General features: G+C 72.5%; 15 protein-coding genes and 1 pseudogene. 8 read left to right on the plus strand and 8 right to left on the minus strand.

Features of this window, described 5'->3' with window-relative positions; translation table 11 throughout:
• Both AB0G02_RS00845 and sigM read right to left on the minus strand, forming a co-directional pair.
• Positions 1 to 304: pseudogene (locus AB0G02_RS00845) on the minus strand (hypothetical protein); the annotation flags it as partial.
• Entirely contained in the window at positions 301 to 918 is a 618-nt protein-coding gene (gene sigM / locus AB0G02_RS00850; protein ID WP_360787252.1) for an RNA polymerase sigma factor SigM, read from the minus strand. The gene sigM and the pseudogene AB0G02_RS00845, both read right to left, overlap by 4 nt.
• Positions 919 to 1,206: 288 nt before the next feature.
• Here sigM and AB0G02_RS00855 point away from each other — a divergent pair, with 288 nt between their 5' ends.
• Genes AB0G02_RS00855 through AB0G02_RS00865 form a run of 3 tightly spaced genes read left to right on the plus strand, consistent with a single transcriptional unit; the run spans position 1,207 to position 3,345 of the window.
• Entirely contained in the window at positions 1,207 to 1,632 is a 426-nt protein-coding gene (locus tag AB0G02_RS00855) for a helix-turn-helix transcriptional regulator (protein ID WP_360787254.1), read from the plus strand.
• A gap of 9 nt (positions 1,633 to 1,641) precedes the next feature.
• Positions 1,642 to 2,169 carry a hypothetical protein gene (locus AB0G02_RS00860; protein ID WP_360787257.1) on the plus strand — a complete coding sequence of 176 codons (528 nt, stop codon included), beginning with the start codon at positions 1,642 to 1,644 and terminating at the stop codon, positions 2,167 to 2,169.
• A gap of 3 nt (positions 2,170 to 2,172) precedes the next feature.
• Positions 2,173 to 3,345: an MAB_1171c family putative transporter gene (locus tag AB0G02_RS00865; RefSeq protein ID WP_360787260.1), complete on the plus strand. Its 1,173-nt coding sequence runs from the start codon at positions 2,173 to 2,175 to the stop codon at positions 3,343 to 3,345.
• Here AB0G02_RS00865 and AB0G02_RS00870 read toward each other — a convergent pair whose 3' ends face one another.
• Genes AB0G02_RS00870 through AB0G02_RS00885 form a run of 4 tightly spaced genes read right to left on the minus strand, consistent with a single transcriptional unit; the run spans position 3,346 to position 9,323 of the window.
• Positions 3,346 to 4,875: a protein kinase family protein gene (locus AB0G02_RS00870; RefSeq protein ID WP_360787263.1), complete on the minus strand. Its 1,530-nt coding sequence runs from the start codon at positions 4,873 to 4,875 to the stop codon at positions 3,346 to 3,348.
• A 37-nt stretch (positions 4,876 to 4,912) separates the two neighbouring features.
• Positions 4,913 to 6,526 carry a murein biosynthesis integral membrane protein MurJ gene (gene murJ / locus AB0G02_RS00875; protein ID WP_360787266.1) on the minus strand — a complete coding sequence of 538 codons (1,614 nt, stop codon included), beginning with the start codon at positions 6,524 to 6,526 and terminating at the stop codon, positions 4,913 to 4,915.
• A 14-nt stretch (positions 6,527 to 6,540) separates the two neighbouring features.
• Positions 6,541 to 8,808 carry a DUF6049 family protein gene (locus tag AB0G02_RS00880; RefSeq protein WP_360787269.1) on the minus strand — a complete coding sequence of 756 codons (2,268 nt, stop codon included), beginning with the start codon at positions 8,806 to 8,808 and terminating at the stop codon, positions 6,541 to 6,543.
• Complete coding sequence (locus tag AB0G02_RS00885) at positions 8,805 to 9,323, minus strand: NUDIX hydrolase (RefSeq protein WP_053714528.1); 519 nt, start codon at positions 9,321 to 9,323, stop codon at positions 8,805 to 8,807. Before AB0G02_RS00885 ends, AB0G02_RS00880 begins: the two co-directional genes overlap by 4 nt.
• A 129-nt stretch (positions 9,324 to 9,452) precedes the next feature.
• Between AB0G02_RS00885 and AB0G02_RS00890 the strand changes: the two genes are divergently transcribed.
• Together AB0G02_RS00890 and AB0G02_RS00895 are read left to right on the plus strand one after the other, a co-directional pair.
• Positions 9,453 to 10,922: a CCA tRNA nucleotidyltransferase gene (locus AB0G02_RS00890; protein WP_360787272.1), complete on the plus strand. Its 1,470-nt coding sequence runs from the start codon at positions 9,453 to 9,455 to the stop codon at positions 10,920 to 10,922.
• 97 nt (positions 10,923 to 11,019) lie between these two features.
• Complete coding sequence (locus AB0G02_RS00895; protein WP_360787275.1) at positions 11,020 to 11,277, plus strand: LuxR C-terminal-related transcriptional regulator; 258 nt, start codon at positions 11,020 to 11,022, stop codon at positions 11,275 to 11,277.
• 143 nt (positions 11,278 to 11,420) lie between these two features.
• On the opposite strand, the gene AB0G02_RS00900 is transcribed toward AB0G02_RS00895, so the two are convergent.
• On the minus strand, positions 11,421 to 12,719 hold the full coding sequence (locus AB0G02_RS00900) for an MFS transporter (protein WP_360787278.1): 1,299 nt from the start codon (positions 12,717 to 12,719) through the stop codon (positions 11,421 to 11,423).
• Between the two features lie 203 nt (positions 12,720 to 12,922).
• Between AB0G02_RS00900 and AB0G02_RS00905 the strand changes: the two genes are divergently transcribed.
• Positions 12,923 to 13,558, plus strand: coding sequence for a YqgE/AlgH family protein (locus AB0G02_RS00905; protein WP_360787281.1), 636 nt, complete (start codon positions 12,923 to 12,925; stop codon positions 13,556 to 13,558).
• A gap of 145 nt (positions 13,559 to 13,703) precedes the next feature.
• Here the strand turns inward: AB0G02_RS00905 and AB0G02_RS00910 are convergent, their stop codons facing one another.
• Positions 13,704 to 14,111, minus strand: coding sequence for an SdpI family protein (locus AB0G02_RS00910; RefSeq protein WP_360787284.1), 408 nt, complete (start codon positions 14,109 to 14,111; stop codon positions 13,704 to 13,706).
• Between the two features lie 101 nt (positions 14,112 to 14,212).
• Here AB0G02_RS00910 and AB0G02_RS00915 point away from each other — a divergent pair, with 101 nt between their 5' ends.
• Together AB0G02_RS00915 and leuS are read left to right on the plus strand one after the other, a co-directional pair.
• On the plus strand, positions 14,213 to 15,328 hold the full coding sequence (locus AB0G02_RS00915; protein WP_360787286.1) for an esterase-like activity of phytase family protein: 1,116 nt from the start codon (positions 14,213 to 14,215) through the stop codon (positions 15,326 to 15,328).
• A 148-nt stretch (positions 15,329 to 15,476) separates the two neighbouring features.
• On the plus strand, positions 15,477 to 18,278 hold the full coding sequence (leuS, locus tag AB0G02_RS00920) for a leucine--tRNA ligase (RefSeq protein ID WP_360787390.1): 2,802 nt from the start codon (positions 15,477 to 15,479) through the stop codon (positions 18,276 to 18,278).
• Positions 18,279 to 18,371: the final 93 nt, after the last annotated feature.

Below are 18,371 nucleotides of genomic sequence, written 5' to 3' on the forward strand. Positions count from 1 at the left end.
CGAGGCGCTTGGCGCGGCGGGCCTTGGCCTGCGCGAAGTCGACGACCGGGGCGGTCGGGCGGGCTTCCCGGGCGAGCGCCGCGTCGATCCGCTCGGCCACGTGGCGCGGCATGGGGATCGGCGGCAGGTCGTGCAGGTCGTCGAGCGTGGCGTCGAGGGCCGCCAGGACCGCGAGCGCCTCGGGGTCGTTCTCGACCAGCGGCCGCAGCTCGGCCTCGGTCCGCGGGTCCAGTGCCCCGGCGTGCAGATCAGCCAGCAGGTCGACGGACCACGGCGGCCCTGAACGCCGCACATTGCCGGTCATCGTTCCTCCAACTGACGTCCCTGTTGCACCTGCACATCGTTCACTGGGACGTTCGCATCTGCACCTTGGTTCCGGAGGTGCCCCAGAACTTTGGCGAGCTTGGCCCGCCCGCGGGCGCAGCGGGACTTCACCGTGCCCTCCGCGATGCCCAGGAGCTGCGCCGTTTCGGCCACCGAGTAGCCCTCCACGTCGACCAGCACGATGGGCGCGCGCTGCTCCTCCGGCAGCTCGTCGAGGGCGGCCTGGACCACCAGGCGGGTCTCGCGCTCGGCCATCGCGTCGCGCGGCGCCACCGGCTCGCCGGGGCCCGCCTCGGGCAGCGGGACGGTCGGCCTGGTTTGTCGTCTGCGCATCCGGTCGAGGCAGGCGTTGACGACTATTCGGTGCAGCCAGGTCGTGACCTGGGACTCGGCCCGGAAGCTCGCCGCCGCGCGGAAGGCGGAGATGAACGCCTCCTGCAGCGCGTCCGCGGCCTCCTCCGGGTCGCGCAGCGTGCGCAGCGCGACGGCCCACATGCGATCCCGGTGCCTGCGCACGAGCTCGGAGAAGGCGTGCGGGTCACCCGCGGCGTGCGCCGCGATGAGGTCTGCGTCCGAGCTGGCTGCGGCGGTCACGCGGGGGAGCCTATCGGGCTGGGACAACCCCTCTCCGGTCACCTGCACGGAGGACGTGGACGCGCGGCGGGCAGCACGGCGCCCACCGCGCGTGACCACTCCCCCGCGTCACGGACGGGCGGCGGTGGCGAAGGCGGTCGCGACCGAAGCCCGGGACGGCGTGCTTCTCGTGGTGCAAGTTGACATCGTGATCATCTCCATAAACCTCAGTTGATGACGCCAGCCTGCCGAGCCGCTCGTCGCGTTGTCAACAGTTGATGGGGTGACCCGGCTCGTAAACTGACGCGGGTGACCGAGGAGAGCGCACCGGAATCGCTGGCCGACCGCCTGGACCGGCTGTTCCGCGCGGTCCACCCGCGCGGCGGGCGCGAGTACACCTACGAAGAGGTCGCGGCGGCCATCCGCGAGCAGGGCGTGACCATCTCGCACACCTACGTGTGGCAGTTGCGCAAGGGACTGCGGGACAACCCGACCAAGCGGCACCTGGAGGCGTTGGCGCAGTTCTTCGGCGTGCCGCCCGCCTACTTCCTGGACGACGACACCAGCGGCGTGCGGGAGCAGCTCGAACTGCTCGTGGCGTTGCGGGACAACGCGGTCCGCTCGCTGGCCATGCGCGCCGCCGACCTGTCACCGGCCAGCATCCACGCCATCCGCAGTATGATCGAGCAGGCCCGGATCGTCGAAGGCCTGCCCCCGGCGGACGAACTCGACTGAGGGCCGCACGTGCGACCGCATGGGGGCGTGATGGCGCGGGGCCGGTTGCGGCGCGAGTGCCGGGCGAGGCTCGCCGGGTTCACCGTGCCGGTGCCGTTCTCGCTCGAAGCCCTGTGCGCGCAGCTCGCCCGCGACCGCGGCCGTCCCCTCCACCTGCACCCGCTGGCCCTCCCGGCCGGTCCGGACGTGCCGTGCGGCATGTGGGTGGCCACCGGGCGGGCCGACCACGTGTTCCACGCCCAGGGCGCGAGCGCGCTGCACCAGCGCAACATCGTGCTGCACGAGATCGGCCACATGATCTGCGACCACGAGATCGACAACGGTGGCGCGGCGCTGGCCGCCGTCCTCACCGACCTCGACCCCGCGATGGTGCAGCGGGTGCTCATGCGCACCCGCTACTCGGCGCCCGAGGAGGAAGAAGCGGAGATGATCGCGGCCCTCATCCTCGAACAGGCGGGGTGGGCGTCGGCCGGACCCCGGCCGGACGGCCTGCTGGGCCTCCTGGACGACGTCTTCGGCGTCCCGCGGAGCGGCTAGCCCGTGGTCGCCCTGGTAGCGCTGTCCGCGCTGTGGTTGGTGCTCGCGTTCCGGTTGCCGTCGTTGCGAGGGTCCGCGCAGCAGCGGGCCACCACGCTCGCGTTCCTGTGCTTCGCCGTGTCCGGCACGCTCTCCGTCGGCGGCGTCCGCGCCTCGGTCGGCTCGCTGAGCGGGATCCCGGACGTGGCGATCCTGCTCGGGCACCTGTCCGCCCTGCTCGGCGTCGCCTTCTTCCTGGAGCTGGGCGTGGGGGCCTGGCGGCGGCTGGTGCGGGCCGCGGACGCGGTCTTCGGGTCGGCCGCCGTGGCGATGGTGGTGCTCTTCGCGCACATCCCGCGGCGGCAGGACGAGCCCGACTTCGGCTACTGGCACGCCACCGCGCCGGAGGTCGTCGCGTACCAGGCGCTGTTCCAGCTCTGCCTGGCCGCGGGGCTGGGGCTGGCCGGCGTCATGCTGTCCGGCCAGGCGAGGGCCGCGTCGAGGGGCCCGCTGCGGACGGCGCTGCGCCTGCTGTGGCTGGGCACCGCCATCGGGCTGGTCTACGTCGGGTTCCGGGTCTGGTACGTGCTGGCGCACGGGTTCGCGCTGGTCGAGCGGGCCGCCCGACCGGTGTACGGCGCGGTGACGTCCTTGCTGCTCTACGCCGCGCTGCTGTCCGCCGGGGTGGCCGCGCTCATCCGCGTCGGCCACCAGGTGACCGTCCGGCTGTGCCGCCAGGTGGCCTACCACCACCTGGCCGACCTCTGGGCCGAGGTCACCGCCGTCGTGCCGACCGCGGTGCTGGAACCGCCGCCGCACCCGCTGGTCGCGCTGGTGTCGATCCGGACGGTCGAGCTGCGGCTCTACCGGCGGGTGGTGGAGATCCGCGACGCCCAGCTGGCCGTCACCGGCCACGTGCCGCTGGACGTGCGCGAGACCGCCCGTGCCGAGCTGCGGTCGCGGGGCGTGGAGGACGACGTCGCGCTCGACGCGTGCGTGCTGCGGATCGGCCTGGCCCTGGCCCGCCGGGGCGGGCAGCCGCCGGAACGGCCCAGCACCCCTTCCTGGCCGCAGGATCCCAGCCTCGACGCCGAGGCCGCCGGCCTGGCCGCGTTGGCCGACGCGACGCGCGACCCCGCCGTGGTCGAGGCGGCCGACGCGGCGCTGCGCACGACCGCCGGCCGCGACGAGTCGTAGCTACTGGGCGCGGGTGTAGACGAGCTCCGCGATCTCGGAGCGGTTGTTCTTGCCGCCGCCCGCGAGCTTCGTGATCCACACCAGCAGGTGCTGGGTCGGCTCGTGGTCGCCCAGCTGGATCTGCGTCTGGCCGGCCGACAGGGTCGCGTTCGCGATGACCTTGGTCTCCTCCAGCGGCGCACCGGGTGAGCCCGCGACGCGGATCTCCACCACCGTGCCCTCGCTCGGGGACGTGATGGTCACCGACGACAACCGCACCGGCTCGGCGAAGCTCGCCATCAGCCCGATCCCCGGCTTCAGCGCCGGGAACGGCTGGAAGTAGTTCTCCGTCTGCCACACCGTCGTCGGGTTGTTGTCCGCCGCACGGCTGGCCCGGTTCGCGTTGTCGGGCTGGTTGGTGACGTCGTACACGCCGACGGACGCGGGCTGCACGGGACCGGCGGGCTGGGGCGCCGGCGGTGCGGGCTGGCCGCTCTGCCCCGGCGTCGTGGACTGGCCGATCACGACCGTCGGGCCGCCGCTGTGCGACGGCTCGTCGCTGAAGAAGCTCACGATCTGCACGCCCAGCCAGATGACCACGGCCAGCGTCGCCACCGTCAGCACGGCCACGCTGATCAGCAGCTTGCGCTTGCGGTCCTTGTCGCGGACCGGGCGCTGCGTGGTCCACACCGCGCCGTCGTCCGGGGTGCCGTCGGGCACCGGCTGGATCAGCGCGGTCTGCGCCTCGGACTGGGTGATCTGGTCGAGCACCTGGAGGATCGCGGCGCTGGTCCGGATGCCGCCGACGCTGGTGTCCTCCAGGCTGCGCACCGCCACCGACGACAGCTCGTGCGGCACGTACGGGTGCAGCACGCTCGGCGCGAGCACCGCGCCGTCCGGACCCGTCGGCGCGACGGGCACGCCGTCCGGGCCGTTGGGCAGCGCCCACTTGCCGGTCAGCAGCAGGTACAGGATCGCGCCGAGGCCCTTGACGTCGTCACGGGCGATCGCGTCGGGCCGGGGGCCGGGGAACGCCAGCCGCAGCCTGCCGTCGGCCGTCACCCGGATGCGCTGCGGGTGGTCCGCGCCGAGCACGAGGCCGGCGTGGTGCGCGCCCTCGATCGCCGCGCCCAGCGGCTCCAGCAGCCGCGTCGCGGAGCCCGCCGGCAGCGGGCCCTCGGCCACCAGGTCCAGCAGGTCGGTGCCCTGGGTCCACTCGGCCACGATCACGCCGAGGATGCCCTCGTCGAGCCTGATCCCGGCACCCGGCGTCAGCACGTCGATCACCCGGGCCACCCCCGGGTGGGTGAAGCTGGACGCGTGCATCGCCCGCTCGGCGGTCCGCTTGGCGCGCGCCGCCGCGGCCTGGTCGGCCGGGTCGCCCACCAGGACGGTCAGCGCCACATCCCGGTTGAGCTGGCCGTCCTTGGCCCGCCACAGGTGCGCGTCGCACCGGCGGTCCTCACCGGACCGCGCCAACAGCCGGTACCGGCCGTCGCCGATCACCCCGCCGGGCACCAGCGAGGTGTTCTGGATCGGACCGCTGCTCACGGGCCTGAGAGTACGTGACCGGGTCGGTTCGCAGTTGTCACCGACGACCCACCAAACGACTGATCTTGGCGATCGCGGGCCTCACTTCCGGCACCCGGAACAGGGCCAGCAGCAGGAAGGTCAGCGGCAACCCGACGATCGTCTCGATCACGACCTCCACCCAGGCGCCCGCCACGCGGGACTCGATTCCCAACAGGCGGACGGCGAGCCACGCCAGCCCGGTCGCCACCCCGAACGCGATCGCGGACGCCACGACGGTGAGGCAGATCGTCCACGCGGTGTAACCGGTGCGCAGCCTGCCGAGCCGGGCCCGCAGCCACAGCTGGCCGACCAGCGCGCCGACCACGAAGCTCAACGACATGGCGATCGACACGCCGACCGCGAGCTTGTCGGGCGGCGAGATGGCCAGGAACCCGTACAGCAGCGCGATCCGCACCGCCACGATGATCCCCTGGATCAACGTCGGCGTCCGGGCGTCCTTCAGCGCGTAGAAGACCCTCAGCTGCAGCAACGTGATCGCGTACGGCACCAGGCCGAACGCGGACAGCGCGAGCGCCGTGCCGATCGACTCGCCGCCGCCGAGGCCGGACCTGCCGAACGAGAACAGCGCGAGGCCGATCGAGACGCCGGAGACGGTCATCAACGCGCTGAACGGCATCAGCAGGATGGCCGACATCCGGTTGCCCAGCGCCAGGTCACCGACCAGCGCGTCGGTGTCGTGCGCCGCCGCCGCACGGCTCATCTTCGGCATCAACGCGGTCAGCAGCGAGACGCCGAGCACCCCGTAGGGCACCTGGGCGATCAGCCACTGCATGTTGTAGACCGTGATCGCGCCGTGGTTGTAGGTCGCGACCTTCGTCAGCACGACCATGCTGACGAACCCGAGCGCCACGTACAGCAGCACCCAGAACGCGAGGCCGCCGAACTCCGACAGCCGCCGGTCCCAGCCCCACCGCCAGCGGAACCGGAACCCGGTCCGCCGCAGCGCCGGCACCAGCACGGACGCCTGCAGCGCCACACCGAGCATCGTGCCCAGGCCGAGCACCAGCAGCTTCGGCTCGCCCATCCGCACCGGGTCGATCGAGATCTCGCCGGGCAGCAGCCAGTACACGACCAGCGTGGCGATCACGACGAGGTTGTTCAGCACCGGCGCCCACGTGGGCAGGCCGAACACGTGCCGGGTGTTGAGGATCGCGCCGATCAGCGCGGACAGCCCGTAGAACACGATGCCCGGCAGCACCAGGTACGCGAACGCGGTGACCAGCTCGGGCTTGGCGTCGGGCGAGTCGATGAACAGGGCCGTCAGCAGCGGCGCGCAGGCGACCGCGATGACCGTGCCGATGCCCAGGACGACCGCCGACATGGTGATCATCCACTGGGCGTAGGACTCGCCGCGGTCGGCGTCCTCCTTCTCGGCGCGCACCAGCAGCGGGATGGCCACGCTGGTCAGCACGCCGCCGAGCAGCAGCTCGTTGATCATCGTCGGGAGCGTGGTGGCGACCTGGTAGGAGTCGTTGAGCGCGTCGACGCCGACGATCGTGATCAGCAGCAGCTTGGACAGCAGCCCGGAGGCGCGGCTGACGATCGTGGCGACGGCCATCGAGCCGCTGGCGCGTGCCAGCGACGGGCCCTGCGGCTGTTCCTGCGTCACCGTGGTTGTTCCGCTCAACTCGTGCTCGACCTCTCCGGCGGCTTGACCCCGCTGGCGTCGTCCGGCACCTCGACGGCGGCCGCCCGCGCGGCCCGCACCCGTCGGTAGATGCGCCGTGCGGACAGCAGCACCAACGCGGCGCCGGCCAGGCAGGTGATGACTACGGTGATCGTCCCGTACGCCGAGGACGACACCTCCAGGCGGGCGCGTTCGCCCAACTCGACCCCGCTGGTGGTGACCAGCCGGACGTGCACCGGGAACCGACCGGACCGCAGCACCTCCACCGGCACCCGCACCAGGCGGTCGCCGCGCGCGGGCAGCTCGATGTCGGTCGAGTCCTTGACCACGATGCCCGGCGTGTCCTCGATGACGATCCGCACGGTGACCCGCACGTCGAGCCGGTTCTTGATCGACAGCGGGATCGGGCTGTCGCCGGAGCCGAGCAGGATCGGGCTGTTCGGCTCGGTCACCGTGACCTGGCCCTGCAACCCGTCGATCTGCTCACGGCCCACGGCCAGCGCGGCGCGCGCCCCGTCCTCGTTGCCGCGCCACGCGCCGGACACCGCGCGCAGCAGGCTCATCCGCAGCGGGTCGATCAGGTCGCCGGGGTCGGCCGACTCGGCGTCCTGCTGGCTCATCGCCTCCGTCAGCTGCTGGAGCTGCCGCCACGACTCCGAGACCGTCGCGGTCACCGAGGGCGGTACCTCGCGCGCGCCCGACTCGACCGGGTAGCTCAGCGCGGCCGTCTGCTCGGGCGGCGACGCCAGCAGCGACGGCAGGCCCACGGCCGTGGCGAAACCGCCCGCGACCAGCGACTTCGTCGTCTGGAGCAGGGTGTCGACCTCGCCGGTCGGCGCGTTCCACCGGCGTGGCGGCGCGATGACGACGTTCTGGCCGGTGCTCTGGAAACCGGCCCGGAAGGTGAGCGCGGCCAGCGCGTTCTGCACCGACACCGGCCGGGTCTCGCTCGGCGTGGTCACGCCCGCGACCGGCCGCGCCGTCGCCGCGCCCTGCAGCGCGTCGGACACCATGCCGTCGATGCGCACCGCCGTGACGGGCGCGCGTTCGGCCACGTCGAACCGGATCGGCCCGGTGCCGGGGGTGCCCGCGACGGCGGACTGGTCGAGCACGAGGGACGTGACGCCCTGGCCGGTCAGGTCCGACAGCGCCTGCTGGTCGAGCACGCCGTCCTCGGGCCAGGTCAGGCCCTGGGTCGGCTGCACGCCGAGGACCTGGCGGACCACCTCGGCGCCGTCGAGCGCGAGCTTGCCCAGGTCGGTGAGCCGGGCCCGGGACAGCGCGACGAGGTCGGCGTCCGCGTCGGGCAGCGCGATCACGCACCGCCCGGCGGCCAGCAGGCGCAGCCGCGTGAGCCACAGGTCGGCGCCGCTGCGGCCCTTGCCCGCGCCCTGCCCGCGCACCTCGTAGTCCCGGGTCATCGCCTCGACGGTGCGCAGCAGGTCCGGGTCGACCGCCAGGCACACGCCACCGGACAGCGGGCCGGCGGCCAGCGCCGACTCGTAGGCCATGAGCAGGCCGTACAGCCGCCCGCCCATGGACACCGAGCCGGCCAGCTCGTCGTCGGTGAGCACGGTCGGGTTGGTGCTGACCAGGCGCGGCCGGTCGGCCAGCGGCCACAGCAGGGTGAGCCTCGCGGGGTTCGCGGGCGGGGTCGGCGCCTGCCCGCCGGGCACCGCGAGCACCGGCAGCAGGGTGCTCAGCGCGGCCAGCCTGGCCCGTCCGCCGAAGTCGGGGACGCCGTTGATGTTGGCCAGGATCGGGTAGATGCCGGGTTCGGTGATCCGCAGCGAGGTGGGCCCGGTGCCGCCGAGCGGGACGGTCAGCCGGAACGGCTTCGACTCGTTGCGCTCCAGGCGGTCGGTGACCGGGGTGAAGTTCGGCTGCACGACCTCGGCGTCGGTCGGCTCGCGCAGCGCCTTGCGCACGTCGTCCTCGCCGGTCAGGGGGTCGCCGCGCTCCAGGCGCAGCTCGATGTCCTCCAGCAGCCGGTCACCGACGTTGACGACCTTGCCGGAGATGGTGATCGAGTCGGGGCCGTCCGAGGTGACCACGCGCGGGGTCATCTCCTCGACGTCCAGGCGCAGCCACACCTGCGACTGCTGGTCCGGTTGGCTCGACAGCGCCCTGGTCGCCCACACCTGGGTGGCGGGGGCGGGCCGGACGGGCAACCGCCCCCCGTCGACGGGGGCCGCCGGCGCCGCCGACGCCGTCGCCACGAGGAGGATCCCCGCCGCCGCTAGTGCGGACAGCAGCCGTTTCACGCCGACTCCGCTCCGTCCGTCTGGTACTCGGAGAGCAGTTCGGCGGCTCGGCGCACCAGTCGACGCTCGTCCGCGTAGGCGAGCCGGTCGTCCAGTTCGCCAAGGGGCACCCACGCCACCTCGGTGACCTCCACGTCTTCGTCGGAAAGCTCGCCGCCCAGCGCCTCCAGGAGGAAGTGGTGGACGGTCTTGTGCACCCGCCGGTCCTCGGCCACGAACCAGTAGTCGATCGAGCCGAGCGGGCGCAGCACCCTGCTATGAATACCCGTTTCCTCGGCGACCTCGCGCACCGCGGTCTGTTCCGCGGTCTCACCGGCCTCGATGTGGCCCTTCGGCAGCGACCACAGCAGCCGGCCGCGCCGGTCGAGCCGCCCGATGATCGCGGCGACGTGCTGCTCGAAGTCGAGCACCAGTCCGCCCGCCGACGTCTCGTCGACGGTCTTCAGCCGGCGACCGCGACGCCGGTTCCGGCGCCTCGGCTTGGGACCGCCGGAGCGACCGGACGACTGGGGCATGCCCTGATGGTAGTAGCGACCAGCGATTACGGGACGTGACAGGGAGGTAGCGAGTAGTGATCAACATCGCGGGGTGGCCGCGGACAAGTCGTTCGGGGTCCGCGCCGACGACCAGTAGGCTGGCTCCTCGTGTCCGGACCCGTCACCCCCACAGCCCCTTCTCCCGGGCAGGACAATGCCGTGGTGGAACTGCTGAGCGCCCTGCCCGTGGCCGATGAGCTGGCCGCCCGCTTCGCCGCGGCCGGTCACCGCCTGTACCTCGTGGGCGGCAGCGTGCGGGACGCCGTGCTCGGCCGGCTGTCCGGCGACCTCGACTTCACCACCGACGCCCGTCCGCCGCAGGTCATGGCGCTGCTCAAGGGCTGGGCGGACGCGATCTGGGACACCGGCATCGCGTTCGGCACGGTCGGCGCGACCAAGTACGGGCAGACCGTCGAGATCACCACGTTCCGCGCGGACAGCTACGACGGCGTGACCCGCAACCCCGAGGTGACGTTCGGCGACACCATCGAGGGCGACCTGGTCCGCCGGGACTTCACCGTCAACGCGATGGCCTACGACGTGGTGAACCGGCAGCTCATCGACCCGACCGGGGGTCGCGAGGCGCTGCGGGCGAGGACCCTGGACACCCCCGCGACCCCGCAGGAGTCGTTCTCCGACGACCCGCTGCGGATGCTGCGCGCGGCCCGGTTCGTGTCCCAGCTCGGCTTCGCCGTCGCGCCCCGCGTGCGCGAGGCGATGGCGGCCATGGCGGGTGAGCTGACCCGCATCACCGCCGAACGCGTGCAGGTGGAGCTGTCCAAGCTGCTCACCGGCGCGCACCCGCGCGCGGGCGTCGAGCTGATGGTCGAGGCCAAGCTCGCGGACGTGGTGCTGCCCGAGCTGCCCGCGATGAAGCTGGAGATCGACGAGCACCACCAGCACAAGGACGTGTTCCACCACTCGCTGGTCGTGCTCGACCAGGCCATCGACCTGGAGGACGGGCCGGAGCCGGACCTGGTCCTGCGGCTGGCCGCGCTGCTGCACGACATCGGCAAGCCGGACACCCGGCGGTTCGAGGAGGGCGGCGGGGTGTCGTTCCACCACCACGAGGTGGTCGGGGCGAAGATGGTCCGCAAGCGTTTGCGCGCCCTCAAGTACTCCAAGGAGATCATCGAGGACGTCGCTCAGCTCGTGTACCTCCACCTGCGCTTCCACGGCTACGGCAGCGGCGAGTGGACCGACTCGGCGGTGCGCCGGTACGTCACCGACGCCGAGCACCTGCTCCCCCGGCTGCACAAGCTGGTCCGCGCCGACTGCACCACGCGCAACCGCCGCAAGGCCAACGCGCTCCAGCGGACGTACGACGACCTGGAGCGCCGCATCGAGCGGATCGCCGCCGAGGAGGACCTCAAGCGGGTCCGGCCGGACCTCGACGGCAACGAGATCATGCGTCTGCTGGGCCTGCCACCGGGCCCGATGGTCGGCAAGGCGTGGAAGTTCCTCAAGGAGCTGCGCCTGGACCGCGGCCCGCTCGACCACGACGAGGCCATCGCGGAGCTGTTCGCGTGGGCGCGGTCGGAGGGCGTGGAGCCCCCGGCCGAGCCGAAACGTGACTAACACCAAGTGACCAATCTGGTCGGAATGGCTTGGCCAGTGACAGGCAGTTGCGACACCATGACTGTGTGCGTCAAACGCGCACTGGGGGTGGTGTCGCATGAACGCTTGGGGACTGTCCGAGGGGGGCACCCGGGCACAGGGGTTGGCCGAGCTGACCGACCGGCAGCGGGCCGTGCTCCGCTGCTTGGCCAGGGGGCTGGCGGACCACGAGATAGCGCGGGTCCTGGCGCTGAGCCAGCACCAGGTGGGGGCGGTGGTGTCGGAGATCCTGCGGGCGCTGCACCTGCGCGACCGGATGGCCGCGGTGGTCTACGCCCACGAGACGGGGATCATCCGGTTGCCGCTGCCCCGTTGAATGCCGCTGCTCCGCAGACGGCGGCTCGGTCGCCTGGAAGTCGACCGCTCGCGCCCTGATTCCCGACGATCGAAGAGCGTGATCGCCGGGAATGAGGACCCGAACGATCGACGCGACCTCGCGGGTCGGTTGGGTGGGGTCGGTCAGGTGGCTGGTTCGCGCTTGACGAGGAGCAGGTAGCCGGCCAGGCCCAGCAGGTAGGCCACCGCTGCGGCGAGCAGCAGGCCGGGTGACCGGCCGTCCAGCGGGACGACCGCCGCCGCGGCGGTGATGGCTGCCACCTGCGTGACGTTGAACAGCGTGTCGTACAGGGCGAACACCCGGCCGCGCACCTCGTCGCCGATGTCGCCCTGCACGGCCGCGTCCACGCACAGCTTCACCACCTGGCCGGCGAACGTCAGCAGGAACGACGCGGCCAGCGTGGTGGGCAGCGTCATGGGCAGGCCGAGGCCGAGCTGGGTGGCCGCGGCCAGCAGCAGCGCGCAGCAGACCGCCCCGCGCCGGCCGAGCAGGTCCACCACCCGGTCGGTGACCAGCCCCGCCAGCAGGATGCCCGCACCGCCGAAGACGGCGACCTCGCCCAGCCCCGCCATGCCCGCCTTGAACGGCCCGGCGTCGGTGAACGAGTTGCGCATCAGCAGCAGCGTGATCAGCAACGACGCCCCGAACCCGACCCGGTGCGCGAGCAGCGCCAGCAGGGCGGCGGCGACGCTGGGGGCGCGCCACGCGGCCCGTGCGCCGTCCAGCAGGCCCAGGGCGACGGCGGTGACGGTCCGGCTGGGCTCGTCCACCTCGTCGGGCCCGAGAGCGCCACGCGCGAAGCGGGAGGCCAGGAAGGCGGCGCCGAACGACCCGACGACCGCGAACGCCGTGGTCCAGGCCGAGCCGTCGTCACCGGAACCCAGCACCGACCGCAGCGCCACTGCGCAGCCCGCGCCGAGCACGGCGGTCAGCGCGCCGAGCGTGGCGGCGAACGCGTTCGCCTCGACCAGGTGATCGCCCTCGACCACGTGCGGCAGGGACGCGGACAGACCGGAGCCGACGAACCGGCTCACCCCGGTGACGAACAGCGCCGAGGCGTACAGCGGCACCCCGCCCAGCCCGAGGCCGACGGCCGTCGCGGTGAGCAGGACGAAGACGGCGCGCGTGAGGTTCGCCACCACCAGCACCCGGCGGCGGTCCCACCGGTCCAGCAGCGCGCCCGCGAACGGACCGACCACGGAGTACGGGAGCAGCAGCACGGCGAACCCGGCCGCGACGGCGAGCGGGTCGGCGTGGCGCTCGGGGTTGAACAGGACGGCGCCGGCGAGGCCCGCCTGGAACAGGCCGTCACCCCACTGGGCCGCCAGCCGGGAGGCCAGCAACCTGCGGAAGTCCTCCACCGCGAGGAGCTTCCGCACACCGAGGTGGTGCTTCGCCGCAGTGGTGCCGGCAGTGTTCACCCGCTGAGCCTATGCCTCCCGGGGCGCGGACCACGAAGGCCGGACCCGCGTGGGGTCCGGCCTCCCTGGTGCCAGGCGCCCGGTCGCCTCTCGGCGGAGGGCACTACGCGGCTCCAGCCGGACGGTATTCCGCGTAGGCGTTTCAGTGGGCCCGGGGGACTCGATGGCGCCTGACGGTCACTACAACGAACACCGTATCCCGGATGTTCCACGAGCGCGGATGTGCGTCCCACCGGTCCGCGCGCTTCGTCTGGGATCATGGGTGCGTGCGCCCTGATGCCGACGTCGAACCGGGTTCCCTGCTGGTCGCGGCACCGACTCTGACCGACCCCAACTTCCGCCGGACCGTCGTCTACGTCATCGACCACCGCGACGAGGGCAGCCTCGGCGTGGTGCTGAACCGACCGAGCGAGGTGGCCGTCCACGACGTGCTGCCCGCGTGGGGGCCGCACGTGAGCCGCCCGCAGGCCGTCTACATCGGCGGGCCGGTGGAGCAGAAGACGGCGTTGTGCCTGGCCGCGCTGCGCACCGGCGAGGACCTGGCGTCACTCGAAGGCGTGGTCGGCGTGCACGGTCCGGTGGCGTTGGTCGACCTGGACGCCGACCCGGACGTGCTGGTGGCGAAGGTGCGCGGGATGCGCGTGTTCGCGGGCTACTCGGGCTGGGGCGAGGGCCAGCTGGGCAACGAGGTCGGCCGCGGCGACTGGATCGTGGTCAAGGGCCTGCCCGACGACGTGCTCACACCGCCGAACGTCGACCTGTGGGGCCGGGTGCTGCGCCGCCAGGGCATGCCGACCGCCTTGATGGCCACGTTCCCCACCGACATCCGCCGCAACTGACCCCCGCGCCCCGCGAGGTCGCGTCGATCGTTCGGGTCCTCATTCGCGGCGATCACGCTTTTCGATCGTCGGGAATCAGGGCGCGAGCGGTCGACTTCCAGGCGACCGAGCCGCCGTCTGCGGAGCAGCGGCAATTCAACACAGCTCAGGCGCGCGTGAGGACGCCGCACCCGCCGCCGGCGCCGGAGCACGCGCAGCCGCCGCACCCGGCCGGCTCCTGCTCGGGCAACGCCTCGGCGGCCCGGTGGCCCAGCACGCCGCCCGCACCGGCGACGACGATGCTGCCGACCAGCCCGACCAGGCCGATGACCAGGGCCAACGCCGGGTTCACCGCCGCGGCGAGGGCCGCGACGAGCGCGATCACGCCGGCGGCCAGGTTGGGCACGCCGGCGATCTTGTTGGCCAGCGCGAACGTGTCGTCGTCGCGGAGCGTGGCCTTGGTGCGCACGCCGAAGAAGCGGTTGCGGTGCAGGAGGCCCCGCACGCCCAGGAAACCGACCGTTCCGAAGGCGACGCCGATCAGACCCAGCACCACGGGCAGCACGATGTTCACCCTGACGAGGGTAGGCGCGTCCCTCGATCTTGGTCGAGCCACCCCGCTTCACCCGAAGGTGTCCTTACGCACCTCGGGACGGGATCGGGAGGCTCATCGGCATGCGACTCCGATCTCTGGTGGCGGGCGCGGTGGCCGCCGCCGTGCTCGTCCCGACCGCCCCGGCCGCCTCCGCCGCGCCGCCAGTCCGCTTCCTCGGCCAGACGACCCTCCCGCACGCCCTGCAGTTCGAGGGCACGACGGTCGGCGGCCTGTCCGGCATCGACCGCGACCCCACCACCGGCGAGTACGTCATGATCAGCGACGACCGCTCGTACACCAACCCGGCCCGCTTCTACACCGCCGCCGTGGAGGTCGACGCCTCCGGCGTGCACGACGTCCGCCTCACCGGCACGCACGCGCTGCGCCACCAGGACGGCGGCACCTACTCGTCGCCACCGCTGGACGACGGACGCGCGGTGGACCCCGAGGAGATCCGGGTCGACCCGGTGACCGGCGACTACTGGTGGAGCCAGGAGGGCGAGCGGCCCAAGACCGAGGGACCGGTCGTCGTGCAGCCGTCCATCCAGCAGGCCCACCGCGACGGCGGCTACGCGGGCACCCTGCCGCTGCCGGAGAACTACGCGATCACCGCCGACCGCGGCCCGCGCCGCAACCTCGCCCTCGAAGCGATCGCGTTCTCGGCCGGCGGCAGCCTCCTGACCAGCGTGGTCGAGGGTCCGCTCCTCCAGGACGGCGACCTGCCGACCGCCGACCGGGGCGCGCTGACCCGCCTCACCGTGCAGACCCGCGACGGCCGGGTGCTCGCCCAGCACGCCTACCCGCTGGAGCCGCTGTTCGCGGAGCCCGAGCCCGGACCGTGGGGCCCGGACACGGGCGTGCCCGCGATCCTGGCCGACCCGACCGTGCCCGGCCGCTACTACGCGCTTGAACGCAGCTGGGTGCCCGGCGCGGACTACAAGGTGCGCCTGTTCCGGGTCGACCTGGCGGGCGCGACGGACGTGCGCGACCAGGACGTCCTCGCCGCCGACGTGCGCCCGGTGCGCAAGAAGCTGCTGGCCGACCTGGACGACTTCCCGCTGCCCGTGATCGACAACGTCGAGGGCCTCACCTGGGGACCGCGGCTGGCCTCCGGCGAGCGCACCTTGCTGCTGGTCAGCGACGACAACTTCGCCGCCGAGGAGTTCACCCGATTCATCGCGCTTGCGCTGCGCTGATACCGTTGACGACATGAGCAAGGCCCGCCTGCTCCTTAGCTAGCCGCGCAGACCCCGCCAGCCGGGTCCGCGCGGCAACCCCTCATGCCCTTCGGGCTGGGGGGTTTCGTCATGTCAGGGGCAGGTACCGATGGAGAGGGACATCCCGATGAGCACCGACGCGGCGGACGCGACGCCCGCCTACCGCTACACCGCCGAGCTGGCGGGCGAGATCGAGCGCCGCTGGCAGCAGCACTGGGAGGAGCAGGGCACCTTCCACGCGCCGAACCCGGTCGGACCGCTCAAGGGCGACGTGCCCGACGACAAGCTGTTCGTGCAGGACATGTTCCCGTACCCGTCGGGCGCGGGCCTGCACGTGGGACACCCGCTGGGCTTCATCGGCACCGACGTGTTCGCCCGGTACCACCGGATGAACGGCCGCAACGTGCTGCACACGATGGGCTTCGACGCGTTCGGCCTGCCCGCCGAGCAGTACGCCGTGCAGACCGGCCAGCACCCGCGCAAGACCACCGAGGACAACATCAAGACCTACCTGCGGCAGATCCGCAGGCTGGGCCTGGGCCACGACGAGCGCCGGCGCATCTCCACCATCGACCCGGACTACTACAAGTGGACCCAGTGGATCTTCCTGCAGATCTTCAACTCCTGGTACGACCCGGCCGCGGGCAGGGCCCGGCCGATCGCGGAGCTGGAGGCGCAGTTCGCCTCGGGTGAGCGGGCCACGCCGGACGCGCCGTGGGCCGAGCTGAGCCGTCCGGAGCGGGAGAAGCTGCTGGGGCAGCACCGCCTGGTGTACCTGTCCGAGGCGCCGGTGAACTGGTGCCCCGGCCTGGGCACCGTGCTGGCCAACGAGGAGGTCACCGCGGAGGGCCGCAGCGAGCGCGGCAACTTCCCGGTGTTCCGGCGCTCGCTGCGCCAGTGGATGATGCGGATCACCGCGTACTCCGACCGGCTGATCGACGACCTGGACCGGCTGGACTGGCCGGACAAGATCAAGGCGATGCAGCGCAACTGGATCGGGCGCTCGCACGGCGCCCGGGTCAAGTTCGCGGTCGTCGGGCACGAGGGCGTCGACGTCGAGGTGTTCACCACCCGGCCGGACACGCTGTTCGGCGCGACGTACATGGTGCTGGCGCCCGAGCACCCGCTGGTGGACGCGATCGCGTCCGAGGAGCAGGCCGGCGCGGTCGCCGCGTACCGCGCCGAGGTGTCCCGCAAGTCCGAGCTGGACCGGCAGGAGAACAAGGAGAAGACCGGCGTCTTCACCGGCGCGCACGCCACGAACCCGGTCAACGGCGCGCGCATCCCGGTGTACGTGGCGGACTACGTGCTGATGGGCTACGGCACCGGCGCGATCATGGCGGTGCCGGGCCAGGACCAGCGCGACTGGGACTTCGCCAAGGCGTTCGACCTGCCGATCGTCCGGACCGTGCAGCCGCCCGCGGACTTCGAGGGCGACGCGTACACGGGCACCGGGCCCGCGGTGAACTCCAGCCACCCGGACAGCGTCGACCTGGACGGCCTGGACGTCGACGAGGCCAAGAAGAAGATCATCGCCTGGCTGGAGGAGCAGGGCCGGGGCGAGGGCACCGTCCAGTTCAAGCTGCGCGACTGGCTGTTCTCGCGGCAGCGGTACTGGGGCGAGCCGTTCCCGATCGTCTACGACGCCGACGGCACGCCGATCGCGGTGCCGGAGTCGATGCTGCCGATCGAGCTGCCCGACGTGGACGACTACTCGCCGCGGACGTTCGACCCGGACGACGCGAACTCCGAGCCGTCGCCGCCGCTGTCGCGCGCCGAGGACTGGGTCACCGTCGAGCTGGACCTGGGCGACGGGCCGCGGCAGTACCGGCGCGAGACCAACACCATGCCCAACTGGGCGGGTTCGTGCTGGTACCAGCTGCGGTACGTGGACCCGACGGACCCGGACCGGTTCGTCGACGCGGAGAACGAGCGGTACTGGCTGGGCCCGCGCCCGGCCGAGCACGGTGCGTCCGACCCGGGCGGTGTCGACCTGTACATCGGCGGGGTGGAGCACGCGGTGCTGCACCTGCTGTACGCGCGGTTCTGGCAGAAGGTGCTGTTCGACCTGGGCCACGTGTCCGGTGACGAGCCGTACCGGCGGCTGTTCAACCAGGGCTACATCGAGGCGTACGCCTACCGCGACTCGCGCGGCACCCCCGTGCCCGCCGAGGAGGTGGAGGAGCGCGACGGCAAGTACTTCTTCGAGGGCGAAGAGGTGCGTCGCGAGTACGGCAAGATGGGCAAGAGCCTGAAGAACGTCGTGACGCCGGACGACATGTGCGACCGGTACGGCGCGGACACGTTCCGGCTGTACGAGATGTCGATGGGCCCGATGGACGTCTCGCGGCCGTGGGCGACCAAGGACGTCGTCGGCGCGCAGCGGTTCCTGCAGCGGCTGTGGCGCAACCTCGTCGACGAGACCACGGGCGAGCTGCGGGTCACCGACGAGGCGCCGGGTGACGAAGCGCTGCGGCTGCTGCACAGGACGATCGCGGGCGTGCACGACGACTTCGCGAACCTGCGCTACAACACGGCGGGCGCGAAGCTGATCGAGCTGAACAACCACGTGACCAAGCACTTCCCGGGCGGCGCACCGCGCGTGCTGGCCGAGCCGATGGTGCTGATGCTGGCCCCGCTGAGCCCGCACGTCGCCGAGGAGCTGTGGTCGCGGCTGGGCCACACCGACTCGCTGGCCCACGGCCCGTTCCCGGCCGCGGACGAGAAGTACCTGGTCGAGGACACGGTGGAGTACCCGATCCAGGTCAACGGCAAGGTGAAGGCGCGGGTGCAGGTGCCCGCGTCGGCGTCGTCGGACGAGGTGCAGGCCGCGGCCCTGGCCGACGAGAAGGTGGCCGAGCTGCTGAACGGCGGCACGCCGCGCAAGGTGATCGTGGTGCCGGGCCGGCTGGTCAACGTGGTGCTGTAGGGGAACCGGACGGATCGTTCACGGACGGGGCAACCGGGCGGCCACTTCGGCCATCGCGTCGAGCAGGTCCGGCTCGACGCGCCCGGTTGCCCG

This window comes from Actinosynnema sp. NPDC023658, assembly GCF_040639995.1.
GTDB lineage: Bacteria > Actinomycetota > Actinomycetes > Mycobacteriales > Pseudonocardiaceae > Actinosynnema.